The sequence below is a fragment of the Arthrobacter sp. NPDC058192 genome, from assembly GCF_042883665.1.
Taxonomy (GTDB): Bacteria; Actinomycetota; Actinomycetes; order Actinomycetales; family Micrococcaceae; genus Arthrobacter.
Genome location: NZ_JBHVVJ010000004.1, coordinates 139,885 through 156,120, shown reverse-complemented (window position 1 = coordinate 156,120; position 16,236 = coordinate 139,885). Strand labels below are relative to the sequence as shown.

The following is a 16,236-nucleotide window of genomic DNA, read 5'->3' as shown; positions in this document are numbered from 1 at the left end:
GTTGCGTTTCACGACAGCTGGTTCAACCCCAGCTGCAGCGGCTCGGCCTCGGCGTCCAAGGTGGCGAGGTAGCTGAAGAGGGCCCTGATCCCGAAGGTCCACGGTTCCATCTGCTCCGTGCGGGCCGTCCGGTTGACGAGCGAGCCAAGGCGCGGGTTGCTGATCGTCACGAGGTCGCCGTCCTTGTGCGTGAAGCCCAAGCCTTCGGTATCGCGGTCCTGGGTGGGGGCGAACAGGGTTCCTGTAAACAGGGCGAACCCGTCCGGGTACTGATGGTGGCTGCCGCGTGCGGCACTGACGAGCTCCTCGAATGGACGGCTGATGCGGGCCAGGCTGTTCCGGCCCTCCATCCGGTATCCGTCCTCGCCTTCTACCGTGAGCGCGATTTCTTCCGTGCGGAGGGATTCGAGCGTGAAGTCCTGGTGGAACAGCCGGATCAGCGGGCCAATGGCGCAGGAGGCGTTGTTGTCCTTGGCCATGCCAAGCAGCAGGGCGCTCCGCCCCTCCACGTCGCGGAGATTCACGTCATTCCCTAGGGTGGCGCCCCTGACCTGGCCGGCGGAGTCGAGAATCAGCACCAGTTCGGGTTCGGGATTGTTCCACGAGGAAAAACCGGGAATTCCTATGCAGTTTCCATACCCGACGGAGGAAAGGACGGGCGCCTTGGTGAACACTTCCGGGTCCGGGCCCAGCCCGACTTCCAGATACTGTGACCACATGCCCTGGGCTGTCAGTACTCGCTTGGCCTCCTGTGCCTGCTCGGATCCCGGGCGGATGCCGCTCAAGCTGCCGCCGAGGACTTCGGCGACTGTTTTGCGGACCTCGGCGGCCCGGTTGAAGTCGCCGCCACACCGTTCTTCGATGACCCGCTCAATCATGCTCTCAACGAAAGTCACTCCGCAGGCCTTGACCACCTGAAGATCGATCGGGGCCAGCAGATGGGGACGGCTGCGGTCATGCTGGACGGACGCTTCCACGACTTCGGCGAGGGTCCAGCGCGCAGTTCCCGTTGCGCGGAGCACCGTGTCCGCCGGGTCCTCGTGTTCCATGAGTTCTGCGACCGTACGGACCCCGGGCGTCAGATCGAAAACGTCTTCACCACGGACACAAACCACCCGCGGGCCCTGGGTGGCCGGGTCCCACACCCGGCCGATGAGGATCGCGTCCTCCGCGTCGACGGGAAGGATCTGCTGCGACGTCGTCTGGCTCATTTGCCTGCCTCCCCTGCAGCGGAGGACTCCCAGACACCGTCAACCCGGCGGCGGATGCCCCAAGGATTGTCGTCCCGCAGCGGTTCGGGCAGCTGCGCGGGCGGGAACGAATCGTAGGCGACGGGACGCATGAACCGGCCGATCGCCGCCGTGCCGACCGATGTTGTGGTGGCCGTGGTCGCGGGGTAGGGGCCGCCGTGGTGCTGCGCGTACGACACGGTCACGCCGGTGGGCCAGGCATTCCAGAGCAAGCGCCCGGACCGTTCACGCAGCACAGCGAGCAATTCCCTGACGTCTTCCTCGGGTTCCGCTTGGACGGTGGCCGTCAGCTGCCCGTCCAGCAAGGCCGCAATCCCAGCCAGATCAGTCCCCGGCGCGTAGCGGATGACCAGAGTCGCGGGCCCGAACATCTCCTGCTCCAATATTTCAGGCCGCTGCCGGACTTCCTCCACAGTGGTCACAAGGACGGTGGGACGGGGCGCCTCGGAGTCATCGCCGGCGACCAGAACCTCGACGCCCGGTGCCGAACGCACGGCATTCACCGCCTTGTCGAAACCCTCGCGCAGCTTGGGGCTGAGCAGGGGGCTGGCCTGCTTCGCATCGAGCTCCCGCTGGAGGACCTCCGCGATGTCGTCGGCGTCGTCGATCGGAGCGAACAGCAGGCCGGGCTTGGTGCAGAACTGGCCCATGCCCATCGTGAACGATGCGGCATAGCCCTTGAGGATCTCCTCACGCCGTGCGTTCCACGCCGTCTCGGTGACGAAGACCGGATTAATGCTGCCGAGTTCGCCGTAGAAGGGAATGGGAGCAGGACGCCGTGAGGCACGGTCGAAAAGCGCGCGGCCGCCGGCCGTTGAGCCTGTGAATCCGATGGCCTTCACCTGCGGATGGTCCACCAGCGTCTCCGCCGCCTTGCGGCCGACGACGGTGGAGAAAAGCCCTGCCGGTGCTCCGGCCTTCGCGAGGGCTTCCTCAACGACTGCCCCGGTCCGGAGAGCCAGCTGCAGGTGCCCCTCATGGATCTTGTGCACCACTGCACATCCGGCCGCAAGCGCTGAGGCGCTGTCCCCGCCCATCACACTGAAAGCAAAGGGGAAGTTCGAGGCGCCAAAGACGCCCACCACTCCCAGCGGTACGGAGAAGCGCCGGATGTCCGGTCTCGGGCCCATGCCCCAGGACGGATCTGCGTGGTCGATGGTGGCGTCCAGGTGTTCGCCGTGGATGATTTCCTCCATAAACAACCGAAGCTGGAAAACAGACCGCCGCAACTCGAAACGGAGCCTGCCCTCGTCAAGATGTGTCTCCTGCTGCCCCAGGGCCACCAGCTCATCGGCGTTGGCTTCCAAGGCAGAGGCAATTTCCCCCAACCAGTCCGCGCGCTGCCGCGGGGAGATCTCCTTGGCCTGCTCATAGGCAGTGTGAGCGGCGACGATCTGGTCGTTGGCCTGTTCGAGCGTTGTCATCATGGCTGATTTCCTTCCGGGGCCGGGGCCCCATACCTGGATTGTTTAGGACTGTGTCAGGCGCCTGCGCGCCGCATCGACGCCGGCACCCGATCATCGTGCGAAATTTCGAACCTGCACTGTAAGATTGAGTTCGGCCCAGGAAAATCCGAGGGCCCAGAGAGGGTAATGCTGTGGCACGTCTGACTCCCGCGGTCCTTCGGAGTTTCGATGTTTTGGAACTCTTCCTCGACGCCCGCCACGGACTGACGGCGCCAGAAGTCGTGCAGCGGACCGGGCTTCCCCGGACCACAGTCCACGAACTCCTCACTACGCTGGCCGAGCGCAAGTACCTCCGCCGGGATGACGCCACCGCCACCTACCACTTGGGGCTGAGTGTCTTCCGGCTCGGCAACGCCTTCGCAGAACGCCTGGACCTGCATTCCGTTGGCCTCCGCGTCGCTCAGTCGGTCGCACGGCAGTGCGACGAAACGGTGCACGTCGGGATTCTTGAGGGACCCGACGTCGTCTACGTCTGCAAGGTCGACAGCACGCAGTCCGTGCGGATGGTCTCGCGGATGGGCGGGCGGGTTCCGGCCAGCTGCACCGCCGTGGGCAAAGTGCTTTTGGCGCATCTGCCGGAAGCCGAACGCAGCCGGCTCTTGCGGAAGGGGATGGCCAAGCTCACCGCCCGCAGCATCACGGAGCCGCATGTGCTGGCGAATCAACTCGACGAGATCCGTGCCAGCGGCGTGGCCTTTGAAGCGGGCGAGTCCAACCCGGACGTCTCCTGCGTGGCCGCCCCCATCCGCGACCACACCGGAGCGGTGGTGGCCGCACTGAGCATCTCGGTCCCGGACATGCGCTGGAACCAGCGTTCCCCCGCAGAGTGGGCTGCCTTTGCCTCGGAGGGCGCGGAACAGCTCAGCGCGGAGCTTGGTTTCCTTTGACCTGGACGGCCCGGGGCGGCGACGGTGCGCGGCACCGGGCTTAGTCCACGAAAGAGACATGTTCCCGGGTCACGCCTGCGGTGGACTTAACCCCCAGCAACTGCATGGACCTGACGTACTGGCCGCGGAGGATCTCCAGGGCACGGGACACTCCTCGTTCCCCTCCGGCCATCAGGCCGTACAGGTATGCCCGCCCCACCATTGCCGCGTCGGCGCCGAGCCCGACGGCTGCCAGGATGTCGCTTCCGGACATCACGCCGCTGTCGATCAGCACGACCGGACCGGAGCCGAGGCGCTCGCGGACGACGGGAAGAATCCGCAGCACGGTCGGTGAGCGGTCCAGCTGACGCCCCCCGTGATTGGATAGCACGACGCCATCGCAGCCGAGCTCCACGACGCGCTCCGCGTCGGCCACGCTTTGGATGCCCTTGACCAGGAGTTTGTGGGGCCACACTGTGCGAAGCCAGGCGATATCCTCAAAGGTGAGCCCCGGGTCGAAAATCTGATCCGCAACCTCCGCGGAGTTACCGGAGAATCCGCGGAGCGAGGCAAACTCGATCGGCGGAGTGGTCAGCTTGTCGAACCACCAGCTCGGGTGGGTCGCCATGTCGGCAAAGGTTCCTACGGACAGCGCCGGCGGAATGGTAAGCCCGTCGCGCAGTTCCCGGACCCTTGAGCCTCCGACCTGGGTGTCGACAGTCACCATGAGGGTGGTGTAGCCGCTCGCCAGGACCCGGTCGACAAGCTCGACTGTTTTCGCCCGGTCTTTGGCGACATAGAGCTGGAACCAGTTTTGGCCGTCGGGTGCGGCCCCGGCAAGGTCCTCTACTGTCGTGGTCCCGACGGTAGACAACGTGTACGGGACGTTGAAGCGGGCCGCCACCCTGGCCACGGCCTTTTCGCCGTCGTTGTGCATCATGCGGGTGTAACCCGTCGGTGCAAGTACGAGGGGGAAGGACAACTGCTTGCCGAAGATCTCAGTGGTCGGATCAGGGCTCGAAACGTCGCGAAGAACCGAGGGCACGAACTCGATGTCCCGGAAGGCCTGGCGGCAGCGGGCGATCGTGATCTCCTCTTCGGCCGCACCGTCGGTGTAGTTGAACACCGCTCGCGGCGTGGTTTTTCGGGCCCCGTCGCGAAGATCCGCAATGGTGAAGGCGCGGGCGAGCCTGCGCTCCACCGGGTCCAGCTCAAGCCTGCGGAACTGCAGCAGTTCGCGCAGTTCAGACCATTTGGGTATTTGACGATCGTTCATTGGTGCAACTCCTTCGTTGTTCGAAATTTAGTTTAGCGTCCTAGCGCTGGGACGGCGCAACCATGACGTAGGTCACCTCGTTACGATCAAGCTTCCCCGTCCGGACTGAATTGGTACCCTTCTTGACGCGCTTCGCTGGGCAACTCTAGACTTTCGGGTGATCCCAGTCACCATGACCTGATCGCAGCTTCGCCATAACTTCGATCAACGTTCGAAATTTAGAACACACAGGGTAGTGTGTCCACGAAAGGAATACGTCAATGACAGACGGTCCGGTTTCTCCCGTGCAGGCGGGTAAAAAAGTCATCCTGCGCTCCGCACAAGATGTGACATCACTGATCAACAGCGGTCAGCTGCGCACAGGCAAATCCTTCGCCATCACCCTCATCGCGCTGGGCGGCATCTTCCTGGACGCTTACGACTTCACGTCCCTCGCGTTCGGCATGCCCTACATCGCCAAGGACTTCCACCTGAGCCCCGGCATGCTCGCGGTCGTCTCCGCATCAATCATGGTGGGCGCGCTGCTTGGATCCGTCGTCGGCGGATACTTCGTTGACAAGCTCGGCCGGTTCAAGGTCTTCATGGCCGACATGGTGTTCTTCGTCGTGGCCGCTATCGCTTGTGCCCTGGCCCCGGACGTCTGGACTCTCATCATCGCCCGCTTCATCATGGGCGTGGGCATCGGCGTCGACTTCCCGGTGGCCTTCAGCTTCCTCGCGGAATACGCATCGAACAAGAAGAAGGGCGGCACGGTCTCCCTATGGCAGCCCATGTGGTACGTGGCTGTCGCCTCGACCTTTGCGCTGCTGATCCCCGTGTACTTCCTGTTCCAGTCGATGAACTGGGGCGAAAACCACATGTGGCGGATCGTCGTCGGCTTCGGCGCCGTACCAGCCATCCTGATCATGATTTTCCGCCAGAAGTACATGGCAGAATCGCCCTCCTGGGCGGCACAGAACCTCGGCCTCCAGGAGGCAGCCAAGATCCTCAAGAAAACCTACGGCGTGGACGCCGAAGTGGCTCCGGACGCCGTGGACCCCCGCGCCGAGCGCAATCAGTTCAAAATGACGCTGACCGAGGCATGGGGCAAGCTCGTCAGCAAGAAGTACAGGGCGCGCACGGTCCTGGCCGGGGTCATCAACGCGGGCCAGGCAATGGAGTACTACGCTGTCGGCTTCTTCGTCGGGCAAATCGTGCTCGCCATGCTGCACACCCAGAACGTAATGACGAACATTATTTCGTCGCTCATCCTCAACCTCTGCTTCGGCGTCACCGGTGGCTTCCTGGGAGCGAAGATGTCCGGCAAGATAGGACCCCGCAAGCTGTCGCTGTATGGGTTCTGCGGCACCTTCCTCTGCATGATCATTGCCGGCAACCTCAGCAACGTCGAGGGAATCTGGTCCTGGGTCGGCGCCATCGTTATTGGCCTGCTCATCTTCTGCCACGCCGCCGGCCCCGGCGCCCAAGGCATGACGATGGCCACCATGTCCTACCCGACGTCGTTGCGCGGCGCCGGAACCGGCTTCACGCAAATCGGTATCCGCCTCGGGGCCATCGCTGGACTCGTGTTCTGGCCTCTCGCCACCGCGGCCTGGGGCACGAAGGCGCTGCTCGTCCTCGCCATTGTCCCGGCAATTGCCATCTTGGTCATCCTCGTCAACAAATGGGATCCGCACGGCCGCGATGTTGACGCTGAAGACTATGAGACGGAGCCGGCGCCCGCGCTGGCCCAGTCCTGACATGACACTCAAAAGCAAGGAACACATCACACTATGAGCGTCATCAAGGGCGTAATGCCTGTAGCGCCCACCATCTTCACGGACGACGAGGAACTGGACCTCGAAGGCCAGCGCCGGGTTGTGGACTATCTGGTGGACGGCGGCTCCGATGCTGTCTGCATCCTCGCCAACTACTCCGAACAGTTTTCCCTGACGGATGAAGAACGCGAGCTCGTCGTGGCGGCCACCATGGACCAGGCCGCCGACAGGCTCCCGGTATGCGTCACAACCAGCCACTTCAGTACCCGCATCGCCCATGACCGCAGCCTCCGCGCACAGGAAATGGGCGCCTCCCTCGTCATGCTCATGCCGCCGTTCTTCGGTGCCACCATGAAGGTCGACGACGAGGCTATCCTGGAGTACTTTCGGCGCGTCTCTGATGGCTTGGAAATCGACATCATGATCCAGGACGCCCCGATGAGCCCTACGGCGCTGTCCGTCCCGCTGCTGGCACGCCTGGCCCGCGAGATCCCTCAGCTCAAGTACGCCAAAATAGAAATGCCCCAGGCGGCGGACAAGCTGCGCGCCCTGATATCGGCTGCGGGCGATGACCTGCCCGGGCCGTTCGACGGCGAGGAGGCGATCACCCTCATCCCCGACCTTGAGGCCGGAGCCCAGGGCACGATGAGCAGCTGCATGGTCCCGGACGAGCTGGGCCAGATCGTCAGGGATTTTCACGCCGGCAGGCGGGATGAAGCGGTCCGCCAGTGGGAAGAGTTGCTCCCGTTCATCCACTTCGAAAACCGCCAGTGCGGGCTGCGGGCGACAAAGGTGCTGATGAAGGAGGGCAACATCATCGGCAGCGACAAGACCAGGGCGCCAATCGCGGAACTCCACCCCGACACCCGTTCCCAGCTCGTCGAACTGGCCAAACGGCATGACCCGCTCGTGCTTCGCTGGGCCTGACACCGCCCAACACCACAGCGTCCACCGCAACCGGACCGGCACAGGGGCCGGGATCAGCGTACTGTCCTGCTGATCCCGGCCCCCACTGTCAGTCCTAGGTGCGGTCGACGGCGGCGAGGATGGCAGCGCCGAGCTCGGCGGGCTTGGTGAACTGCGGCCAGTGCCCGGTGGGCAGGTCGACGTACTCGACGTCGCGGATCCGTCCCAGCTCCGCCACGTACGGGTGGCCCTCGGCGATCATCCCGGTCAGCATCGAGGACGGAAACTCGCAGGCAATGACGGTGGCCGGGACCTCGAAGCGGCGTTCATCCCGGAGCTGCTGCCGGTCCTGGGCCACGCCGCGGGGCTGCGGGATGGCACGGCCCCGGAACATGGCGCGCAGGCCCTCAGTCAGGTCGGTAAGGTCCTCGTCCTCGAAAAGTTCCCACGGCGGCAGCGGCACTTCGTCGCCGTCGGCCGGGAGTTCGTCGTTGATGACACCGCCCTCGCCGAGCGGGCCGCTGTCCACATAGATTGCCCGGGACACCCGCTCCGGCCGGGCATCGACCGCGCCGTGGATGATGGCTCCGCCGCCGGAGTGGCCCACAAGGACCACGGGCGCATCGAAGGAGTCGATCTTCGCTACGACGGCGTCAATGTGGGTGCGCAGGCCGATGCCGGCACGCGGCGCCTGGGCCGACTCAAGGCCCGGCAACGTCAGCGGGTGCACCTTGTGGCCGGCGGCAGTGAGCGGCGGGGTGACCTGGTCCCACGACGAGGCGTCCAACCAGAATCCGGGTACGAGGATGATGTCCATGCCGGTACCCTACCGTTCGAGTGCCAGCTCGACCACCTGATAGGGGTCCTCACCTGGGACGACATTGTGCATGGTCAGGCGCCCGCCCCGGCCCTCCCCCGGGTGAATGTGGATCTCCCAGCCCCAGTCCGGGCCGGTCGGCGCCGCGTAGGAGCCATGGAGGCGCAGCACGCCGTCCCCGCCCACGGTCCCGGCGAACTGCATCAGTGCCCTGCCGGTATGCCAGGAGTCCGCCCACACAGCGGTGGCCGGGTCCGCCTGGGACATCCCGCCGGCCAGGAGCAGGAGGCCTTCCTGCGGGCTCTCCCCGTCCGACCATGTGTAGGCGACCGTCGCGAAGTGTGCCGCGGTGACCGTGACGGTGCTGGTGGCCGCCGAATCCTTGAAATCGTCCGTGGGCATGAGCCGGAAGCGGTTTTCGCCCTGCCAGCTGCCCAGCAGCGGCGTCAGGTATTGCACAATGTCCATGCTGCAGTCTACTGAGCACCGTCAAGCGGGCAATCCCCGCCCCACCGGTGTGGCAGGCCGCTCAGCGGTGGGGCTGCGGAACGATGGTCTGCTGCTCGGGGCACGATGTGAGAATCCGCTTCATCGCCTCCTTCTCCGCGGACGTGACCCACAGCCGGTAGGCCGCCTTCACGGAGATCTGCCGGGCAACATAATGGCAGCGGAAGGCCTTGTTCGGCGGCAGCCAGGTGGCGGCGTCGGAAGCGCTTTTGTCCTGGTTGGCGGGACCGTCGACGGCGACCAGGTTGAGGGGGTCGTTGGCCAGGTGTTCGCGCTGCTGGGCAGTGAGCTGCTGGGCGCCCTTTTGCCAGGCGTCGCCGAGCGCCACAATGTGGTCGATCTGCACCGCGGCGGAAGTCGCGGCGCCCCGGCGGAACGCGGTCACGCGGCCGGTGTACGGTTCCCGGAATGTGCCGTCGGCCACCTGGCACCGGGAGCCGTCGACGAAGTGCGCCGCCGTCAGGTCCCGGCGCAGGATGTCATTGCGGGTATCGCAGCCGTTGCGGTCGACGTCGAGCCAGGCCTGGCCGAAGGCGCTGCGGTCATAGTTGTCCCTGGCGGAGCGGCCCTTGACCTCCAACGTGTCAAGAACGACGCCGGCCGGCGCCGCCGGCACGGCCCGGACCGCGCCCACGGGCTTCATCCACCCGGCCGCCAGTACGGGCGCCTCGCTGGGTCCCTGGGCCGGGGGTTCCGTGAGGGCAAACTGCCCGGCCGTGAAGAACCAGACCAGAGCGCCCAGCACTGCCAGGCCGGCCGCGGCCAGGAGACTCCATGCCTGGCGTGACCGGCGCCGGGCGCGGCGGTATGCCGTCCAGGAGACGGTCACGACGGTAGCCGCGGGCGGCGTTCAGGCTGCACGTCCTGAGCTTACGGCGGCGGCCCGGCACCCTTGGCCCTGTCCACAGTGTTGGGGACAGGTGGCAACGGGGCGTTATTGTTCCCGCGTGACCCGTTTGAGGTCTTCGTTGGCCAGATCCAGCAGGTCCCGGAGCTGGTTCACCCGGTCGTCGTTGACTTCACCGGCCTGGCGTTTGACGACCGCGTCGTCCAGGAGCCGCTTCGCTTCCTTAGCGTTACTCCGGGCGACATCCAGCGCGTGTTCCAGGGTGGTCTCGTGTTCAAGTGCCGGGTTCTGTTCCATGGCTCCATTGTGGTGTCCTTTCCCGGCCGATTCCAGTGCATCGGCCGGGAAAACGCTGCCACCCCCGGTCAGGCCGGCGGCTCCGCCGCCCGGTAGGTTGCGCCGTTAGGCCTCGACCGGCAGCCCGGCGGCCTCGAGGATGGCAGCTGCGTCCTTGGCGGGGAAGGACGGCGGATTGACGCCGGCCATCTCCTCCATGACGCGGACCACCTGGCAGCTGTAGCCGAACTCGTTGTCGTACCAGACGTAGAGCACGAGGTTCTTGTCGTTGGAGATGGTGGCCAGGCCGTCGACGATGCCGGCGCGGCGCGAGCCGACGAAGTCGGTGGAGACGACCTCGGGCGAATCGATGTAGTCGATCTGCTTGCGGAACTCCGAGTGCAGCGACAATTCCCGCAGGTAGTCGTTGACTTCGTCCTTGGTGGTGCCGTTCTCCAGGTTCAGGTTCAGGATGGCAAGTGACACGTCCGGGGTGGGGACACGGATTGAGCTGCCGGTGAGCTTGCCCAGCAGCTCGGGCAGGGCCTTGGCTACGGCCTTGGCGGCGCCGGTCTCAGTAATGACCATGTTCAGCGCGGCGGAGCGTCCACGGCGGTCACCCTTGTGGAAGTTGTCGATCAGGTTCTGGTCGTTCGTGAAGGAGTGGACCGTCTCCACGTGCCCGTGCACGACGCCGTAGCGGTCGTTGATCGCCTTGAGCACCGGTGTGATGGCGTTCGTGGTGCACGAAGCGGCTGACACGATCTTGTCGGAGTCGGTGATGTCCCGGTGGTTGATGCCGTGCACGATGTTCTTCAGCTCGCCCTTGCCCGGGGCGGTCAGCAGGACGCGGGCAACGCCCTTGCTCTGCAGGTGCTGACCGAGGCCCTGGGCGTCGCGCCAGCGTCCCGTGTTGTCCACCACTAGCGCGTCGTTGATGCCGTAGGCGGTGTAGTCGACCGTGGCCGGGTTGTCCGAGTAAATGACCTGGATCTGCACGCCGTTGGCGGTGATGGTGTCGTTCTCGAGGTCCACCTTGATGGTGCCTTCGAAGGAGCCGTGGACCGAGTCGCGGCGCAGCAGGCTGGCACGCTTGGCGAGGTCGTTGTCCGAACCGCGGCGCACCACGATGGCGCGCAGGCGCAGGCCGTGGCCGCCGCCGGCCTTTTCGATCAGGAGGCGGGCCAGGAGCCGGCCGATGCGGCCAAAGCCATAGAGGACGACGTCGGTGCTGGTCCGGTCATCGCCGCCACGCTTGCCGACAACTTCGGCGAGTTCCTCGCGCAGGAACTCGTCCAGGCTGACACCGTCGCCCTCGGCGCGGTACTTCTCGGTGAGGCGGGCGACGTCGATTGCCGCGGCGCCGAGATCCAGCCGGGTCAGGGCCTCCAGCAGCGGGGCCGTCTCCTCGAGGCGCAGTTCTTCCTTGCTCATCCGGCGGGCAAAGCGGTGGGCCTTGAGAATGTTCATCGTGGACTTGTTGATCAGGCTGCGTCCGTGGATGGAGGTCACCACGTTGTTCTCGCGGTACAGCCGGCCGATCACCGGGATCATGGCCTCGGCGAGCGCCTCACGGCCCATCCACGTATCAAGACAAGAATCTGACGTCTGGCTCACAGAACTACCTTCCTAGAATCCATCCCCTACGTCCTCGTATGGGGAAGTCGGCCGCCGGCGGGTGCCCGGGTACCTGGCGGCGCCGGGGATTCGGTCCACCCCGGGCGCCTCGCTGAGCGCAAAGAAAAACCGCCGGCTGCGAACGCAGACCCGGCGGCCGAACTTCTACGTTCACCACCAATTCTACGGGCGCCCCGGCGGCCTACGCTGCCCGGTTACGCGTGAAATGACTCACACACCGTCCCGGCCCTTGGAGGAGGCCGCCAGACCACCCACTCCCGGTGCCAGGGCGGCCGCGTCCTCCAGGATCATGTCGACGGCTTTTTCCGCGATCATGATGGTGGGCGCCTGAGTGTTTGCACTGATCAGTCGGGGCATGATCGAGGAGTCAACGACGCGCAATCCCTCCACCCCGTAGACCTTAAGCCGCGGGGAGACGACTGAATCATCGGTGGTACCCATGGCGCAGGTGCCGACCGGGTGGTACGAGGTCCGCCCGTAGGAGCGCACGAACTTCACGTACTCGTCGCGGGTTGTGACCGGTGAGCCGTCGCCGATGTGCTCCTTCTTGATGAAGGTTGCAATCGATGCCTGTCCCATGATCTCGCGGCTCTGCTGCACGCCGGCGATCGTCTCCTCGAGATCGTAGTCGTCCGCAAGGAAATTCGGGTCGATGAGCGGTGCCATTGTGGGGTCTGGGGATGCGACGCGTACGGTCCCCCGGCTGCGGGGGCGCAGGAAGTAGGAGTTCAGCGTCGCGCCGAATCCGGGCCGCAGCGACGCTATGCCCGGCTCCGACCTCGCCGCCGGCAGGAAGTGGAACTGCAGGTCCGGGCTCGACTCCTCCGTGTTGGCATAGCTGAAGCCACCGGCCTCCACGAGGTTGGACGCGAACGGTCCGGAGCGGAAGGCCAGGTACTCGAGGCCGGCCATGGCGGTCGCCGGCCGCACGCGATTGAACCGGTCCAGGCTGTGGTCGTCGGTGAGTTCGTAGATGATGTCCAGATCCAGGTGGTCCTGCAGGTTCTTCCCGACGCCCGGCAGCGGATGGAGGACGTCGATGCCGGCGGCAGCCAGGTCTGCCGGGTCGCCAATGCCTGAAAGCTGAAGCAACTTGGGAGATCCGAAAGCGCCGCTGGCGACGATCACCTCACGCCGCGTCCGGTAGGTCCGCACCACGCCGCCTTCGATCGTCTGGATGCCGATGGCGCGGCCGCTCTTGATGACCACCTTTGAAACCGTCACATTGACGCGGACAGTGAGATTGGGCCGCTTGCGCGCGGGCTTCAGATAAGCGGCGGCTGCGCTGCACCGGCGGCCGTTCTTGGTGGTGGTCTGGTAGAAGCCGACGCCGAGCTGCTCGGCGCCGTTGAAGTCGCTGTTGTAGGGCAGCCCGAACTCCTGGCCTGCCTGCACGAAGGCGGCCGAGAGCGTATGCGGACGCCGGAGGTCGGAGACGCCGAGGGGTCCTTCGGTTCCGTGGTGGGGTCCTGAGAGCCTGGTGTTTGCCTCCGAGCGCACAAAGTACTTGCGCACCTCCCCTGCGGACCAGCCTTCGCATCCGTAGTCCACCGCCCAGCCGTCGTAGTCCGCGGCCACGCCGCGGGTGAAGACCTGGGAGTTGATGGACCCTCCGCCGCCGAGCACGCGGCCTTGGGCCAGCGGGATGCGACGGCCGTTGCTGTACTTTTGGGGAACGCTCCTATAGCCCCATTGGTAGGGGCCCCCCTTGAGCCGGGGGAAGCCGGCGGGCATATGGATGAAGGGATGGCGGTCGGATCTGCCCGCCTCGAGCAGGAGCACCCGAACAGACGGGTCTTCACTCAGCCTGCCGGCCAGGACGCTGCCGCCCGTGCCACCCCCCGCAATCACATAGTCGTATGCTGCATCGTCCGGCACGTTGGCTCCTCAACCGTAAATCTATGCACCGATTTGAAGCGTTCATTGAAGTGTCTGGCCACGCCCGGTCTATGTCAAGCATTCGCGGCAGCTTGGCGTTCCGGCACAGGCGGCGGTAGCCAGAATGGCACCCAGTGAGACACTTCTACGTTTACGACTGGAGCAGTGTCCGCGCCGGCGCCCCCCGCCTGGTGGCAACCACGCCTGCGCGGGCCGGCCCGAGGACCGCGGGAAAGAACCAGCGAACTGAATGTTGCCCGCCGCCGCTTGAGACCGGCAGAGGCGCGCACCAGCGACCACCAGCTCATGCGCGGCCGCTACAGGTTTTCCCCAGACAATCCACAAGGTGGCGCCGGTAACGTCCGGTTCAGCGACCCGGGCTGAACGGTTCGTAGCCAGAAAATCCCACAGGACCCTGGTCACGTTAGGGTTCGAATCCCTGTCAGCCCACCAGCGGCCCGTCTTTGCCTGAGACCCATCGGCGGGCCGCGCATAACATCCCAGCCTCGCCGGCCGCCTCCTCGAACGCGACACCGAACACCAGGGATGACGGGCGAAAGCCGGGGTTTGTGTGGATGGGTTGACCGATACGCCGGGTTCTGTGTTCCCGCGCTGTTGCCGGCGCGGGAGTAGCGGCCATCCATCTACGGACGCCGTTGCCGACGCCCTCCAGCGGCCTACCCGGACACTCGGGCGAGCAGCCCTCAATCGTGCCCTGTCTGGCCTTGCTCCGGGTGGGGTTTACCTAGCCTTCCCGGTCACCCGGGAAGCTGGTGGTCTCTTACACCACCGTTTCACCCTTACCGGCTTCGTGCCGCTTTCAAATCGGCGCGATGCAGGCGGTCTGTTTTCTGTGGCACTGGCCTGCGGGTTACCCCGAGTGGGCGTTACCCACCACCCTGCTCTGCGGAGCCCGGACGTTCCTCGAGCCACTTGCGTGACGCGCGGCCGCCTGGTCAACCCATCCGCTGTCCAGTCTACGGGCTGCCCGCGGGCGGCGCCGCATCCGGTGCCACGTCTGCACGGGGCGTGTGCACCAGGCCTATGATCGAGGCATGGACGAGTCCGGCCTGACCCGGCGCCGGCTGCTTGGGCTGGCAGGGGTCAGCCTTGCGGCGTCCGCCCTGGTGGCCTGCACCGCGCCCGCCGAGACCTCTCCGCCCGTGCCGGCCGGACCGAGGACAGCGCCGACCGCCGGGGCGACAGCGGCTGCGCCGCCCGTGCCGGCCCGGCTGACCGTCCGGACCAGCACCGGTTCATTCGTCTCGGCTTTCCGCCCCGGGAGCGCCAGCCACTGGTCGCTGGCAGCCCCCGAACTGCCGCCTGGCGGCGCGCCACCTGAACTGCCCCTGGCTGTGTTTCTGCACGGACTCAATAGCAGCCACACGGTCCTGCTGGGCGACTTGGCCGCCCATGAGGCCCTTCAGCGGCATCTCGACGCCGGCGGCACGCCGTTCGCGATCGCCGCGGTGGACGGCGGAAACACCTGGTGGCACGCCCGCGCCGACGGCAGCGACACCCAGTCGATGCTGGTCAAGGAATTTGTTCCGTTCCTGGGCAGCAGGGGTTACGATCTCGGCAGAATCGGCCTCTTCGGCATTTCCATGGGCGGCTTCGGTTCCCTCCTGCTGGCCTCGCAGGGCAGGCTGCCCGGAGTCCGTGCCGTCGCGGCCATGAGTCCGGCGGTCTGGGACCACTACGACCCGCGCCTGGAATCTGCGTTCGACGGCCCGGCCGACTTCGCGGCCAACGACGTATTCGCGCTCCGGCCCCGGCTCGCGGCGCTGCCCAAGCGGATCGACTGCGGTGCCGGCGACGATCTCGCCGCCACTGTCCGCCAGTACCGGGCGGACCTTCCTGGCGACGTCGAGGGCGGCTTCCGGCCCGGCGGCCACGACTACGGCTACTGGCGGACCGTCCTGCCGGACGTCGTGTCCTTTCTCGGCTACAACCTCGCCTGAACCCGCCGCCGGTAAGATCGTACGGTGCTAATTCTGCTGCCGCCCTCCGAAGGCAAGACTCCTGCGACGGACGGGGACGCCGCCGACTGGAACGCACTGAGCTTTCCCGCCCTCAACAGTTCCCGGGCTGCGGTCCTCGACGCGCTCGGCACCGTCAGCGCGCACGAGGACGCCCTGGCGCTGCTGGGCGTCGGGGCGTCGCTGAGTGCCGACGTCGAACGCAACACCCGCCTGCACGCCGAACCGGCCGCCCCGGCCCACCAGGTGTATTCCGGGGTGCTCTACGACGCCCTGGGCTACCGTTCCCTGACCCCGGCGCAGCGAAGGAAGGCCGACGATTCGGTGTTGGTGGTGTCCGCGCTGTGGGGTGCCATCCGCTTCGCCGACCGCGTGCCGGCTTACCGCCTGTCGATGGGGACCTCGCTGCCCGACGTCGGACGGCTCGCCGCTTTCTGGAAGCCGCTGCTGAACGACGCCCTGGCGGCGGCCACTGCGGGCGAACTGCTGGTGGACTGCCGGTCCAGCACCTACGCCGCTGCCTGGGCTCCGCCGGCGGAACAGACGGTGGCCGTGAACGTCTTCACCGAGACAGCCGGGGTGCGCAAGGTGGTCAGCCACTTCGCCAAGCACACCCGGGGCGAGCTGGCGCGGCATTTGCTCAGCCGCAGGGGCAAGGCGCCCCAGACGCCCGCCCAGCTGAGACAAGCGGCGTCCGAAAAGTGGCTCGCTGAGCTTGTCCAGGGCACCGCCCGGAAGCCGCACACCCTGAACATCATCCTGCCCAACTAGCT

14 protein-coding genes and 1 other RNA gene are annotated in these 16,236 nt (G+C 66.1%); 5 read left to right on the top strand and 10 right to left on the bottom strand.

Features of this window, described 5'->3' with window-relative positions:
* Positions 1-8: 8 nt before the first annotated feature.
* Together ACFVVK_RS05800 and ACFVVK_RS05795 are read right to left on the bottom strand one after the other, a co-directional pair.
* Positions 9-1,211, bottom strand: coding sequence for a fumarylacetoacetate hydrolase family protein (locus tag ACFVVK_RS05800; protein ID WP_390264693.1), 1,203 nt, complete (start codon positions 1,209-1,211; stop codon positions 9-11).
* Positions 1,208-2,677, bottom strand: coding sequence for an aldehyde dehydrogenase (NADP(+)) (locus tag ACFVVK_RS05795; protein WP_390264690.1), 1,470 nt, complete (start codon positions 2,675-2,677; stop codon positions 1,208-1,210). Before ACFVVK_RS05795 ends, ACFVVK_RS05800 begins: the two co-directional genes overlap by 4 nt.
* A gap of 170 nt (positions 2,678-2,847) precedes the next feature.
* On the opposite strand from ACFVVK_RS05795, the gene ACFVVK_RS05790 reads away from it, so the two are divergent.
* A complete protein-coding gene (locus ACFVVK_RS05790) occupies positions 2,848-3,603 on the top strand; it encodes an IclR family transcriptional regulator (RefSeq protein WP_390264687.1) in 756 nt (251 codons plus the stop codon).
* 40 nt (positions 3,604-3,643) lie between these two features.
* Here ACFVVK_RS05790 and ACFVVK_RS05785 read toward each other — a convergent pair whose 3' ends face one another.
* Positions 3,644-4,858, bottom strand: coding sequence for an alpha-hydroxy acid oxidase (locus ACFVVK_RS05785; RefSeq protein WP_390264685.1), 1,215 nt, complete (start codon positions 4,856-4,858; stop codon positions 3,644-3,646).
* Positions 4,859-5,118: 260 nt separating this feature from the next.
* Between ACFVVK_RS05785 and ACFVVK_RS05780 the strand changes: the two genes are divergently transcribed.
* Both ACFVVK_RS05780 and ACFVVK_RS05775 read left to right on the top strand, forming a co-directional pair.
* Positions 5,119-6,597, top strand: a complete 1,479-nt coding sequence (locus ACFVVK_RS05780; protein ID WP_390264683.1) for an MFS transporter — start codon at positions 5,119-5,121, stop codon at positions 6,595-6,597.
* 33 nt (positions 6,598-6,630) lie between these two features.
* Positions 6,631-7,542, top strand: coding sequence for a dihydrodipicolinate synthase family protein (locus tag ACFVVK_RS05775; RefSeq protein WP_390264680.1), 912 nt, complete (start codon positions 6,631-6,633; stop codon positions 7,540-7,542).
* A gap of 94 nt (positions 7,543-7,636) precedes the next feature.
* On the opposite strand, the gene ACFVVK_RS05770 is transcribed toward ACFVVK_RS05775, so the two are convergent.
* The 7 genes from ACFVVK_RS05770 to rnpB all read right to left on the bottom strand — a co-directional run bounded on the left by ACFVVK_RS05770 (position 7,637) and on the right by rnpB (position 14,448).
* Complete coding sequence (locus ACFVVK_RS05770; protein ID WP_390264678.1) at positions 7,637-8,338, bottom strand: alpha/beta fold hydrolase; 702 nt, start codon at positions 8,336-8,338, stop codon at positions 7,637-7,639.
* Positions 8,339-8,347: 9 nt separating this feature from the next.
* Positions 8,348-8,806 carry a DUF1579 family protein gene (locus tag ACFVVK_RS05765; protein ID WP_390264676.1) on the bottom strand — a complete coding sequence of 153 codons (459 nt, stop codon included), beginning with the start codon at positions 8,804-8,806 and terminating at the stop codon, positions 8,348-8,350.
* 61 nt (positions 8,807-8,867) lie between these two features.
* Positions 8,868-9,674: an HNH endonuclease family protein gene (locus ACFVVK_RS05760; RefSeq protein ID WP_390264674.1), complete on the bottom strand. Its 807-nt coding sequence runs from the start codon at positions 9,672-9,674 to the stop codon at positions 8,868-8,870.
* Positions 9,675-9,779: 105 nt separating this feature from the next.
* Complete coding sequence (locus ACFVVK_RS05755) at positions 9,780-9,989, bottom strand: hypothetical protein (RefSeq protein WP_390264671.1); 210 nt, start codon at positions 9,987-9,989, stop codon at positions 9,780-9,782.
* A gap of 105 nt (positions 9,990-10,094) precedes the next feature.
* Positions 10,095-11,585, bottom strand: coding sequence for a glyceraldehyde-3-phosphate dehydrogenase (locus ACFVVK_RS05750; protein ID WP_390264669.1), 1,491 nt, complete (start codon positions 11,583-11,585; stop codon positions 10,095-10,097).
* 231 nt (positions 11,586-11,816) lie between these two features.
* A complete protein-coding gene (locus tag ACFVVK_RS05745) occupies positions 11,817-13,484 on the bottom strand; it encodes a GMC family oxidoreductase (RefSeq protein WP_390264667.1) in 1,668 nt (555 codons plus the stop codon).
* A gap of 572 nt (positions 13,485-14,056) precedes the next feature.
* Positions 14,057-14,448, bottom strand: an RNA gene (gene rnpB / locus ACFVVK_RS05740) — RNase P RNA component class A.
* A gap of 91 nt (positions 14,449-14,539) precedes the next feature.
* Here rnpB and ACFVVK_RS05735 point away from each other — a divergent pair.
* Both ACFVVK_RS05735 and ACFVVK_RS05730 read left to right on the top strand, forming a co-directional pair.
* A complete protein-coding gene (locus ACFVVK_RS05735; RefSeq protein WP_390264665.1) occupies positions 14,540-15,445 on the top strand; it encodes an alpha/beta hydrolase in 906 nt (301 codons plus the stop codon).
* Between the two features lie 24 nt (positions 15,446-15,469).
* On the top strand, positions 15,470-16,234 hold the full coding sequence (locus ACFVVK_RS05730) for a YaaA family protein (protein ID WP_390264662.1): 765 nt from the start codon (positions 15,470-15,472) through the stop codon (positions 16,232-16,234).
* Positions 16,235-16,236 lie beyond the last annotated feature (2 nt).

Coding starts and splice junctions, on each gene's coding strand:
- ACFVVK_RS05785 (WP_390264685.1), bottom strand. CDS start 4,858: ATGAACGATCGTCAAATACCCAAATGGTCTGAACTGCGCGAACTGCTG.
- ACFVVK_RS05775 (WP_390264680.1), top strand. CDS start 6,631: ATGAGCGTCATCAAGGGCGTAATGCCTGTAGCGCCCACCATCTTCACG.
- ACFVVK_RS05795 (WP_390264690.1), bottom strand. CDS start 2,677: ATGATGACAACGCTCGAACAGGCCAACGACCAGATCGTCGCCGCTCAC.
- ACFVVK_RS05755 (WP_390264671.1), bottom strand. CDS start 9,989: ATGGAACAGAACCCGGCACTTGAACACGAGACCACCCTGGAACACGCG.
- ACFVVK_RS05780 (WP_390264683.1), top strand. CDS start 5,119: ATGACAGACGGTCCGGTTTCTCCCGTGCAGGCGGGTAAAAAAGTCATC.
- ACFVVK_RS05800 (WP_390264693.1), bottom strand. CDS start 1,211: ATGAGCCAGACGACGTCGCAGCAGATCCTTCCCGTCGACGCGGAGGAC.
- ACFVVK_RS05735 (WP_390264665.1), top strand. CDS start 14,540: ATGGACGAGTCCGGCCTGACCCGGCGCCGGCTGCTTGGGCTGGCAGGG.
- ACFVVK_RS05770 (WP_390264678.1), bottom strand. CDS start 8,338: ATGGACATCATCCTCGTACCCGGATTCTGGTTGGACGCCTCGTCGTGG.
- ACFVVK_RS05765 (WP_390264676.1), bottom strand. CDS start 8,806: ATGGACATTGTGCAATACCTGACGCCGCTGCTGGGCAGCTGGCAGGGC.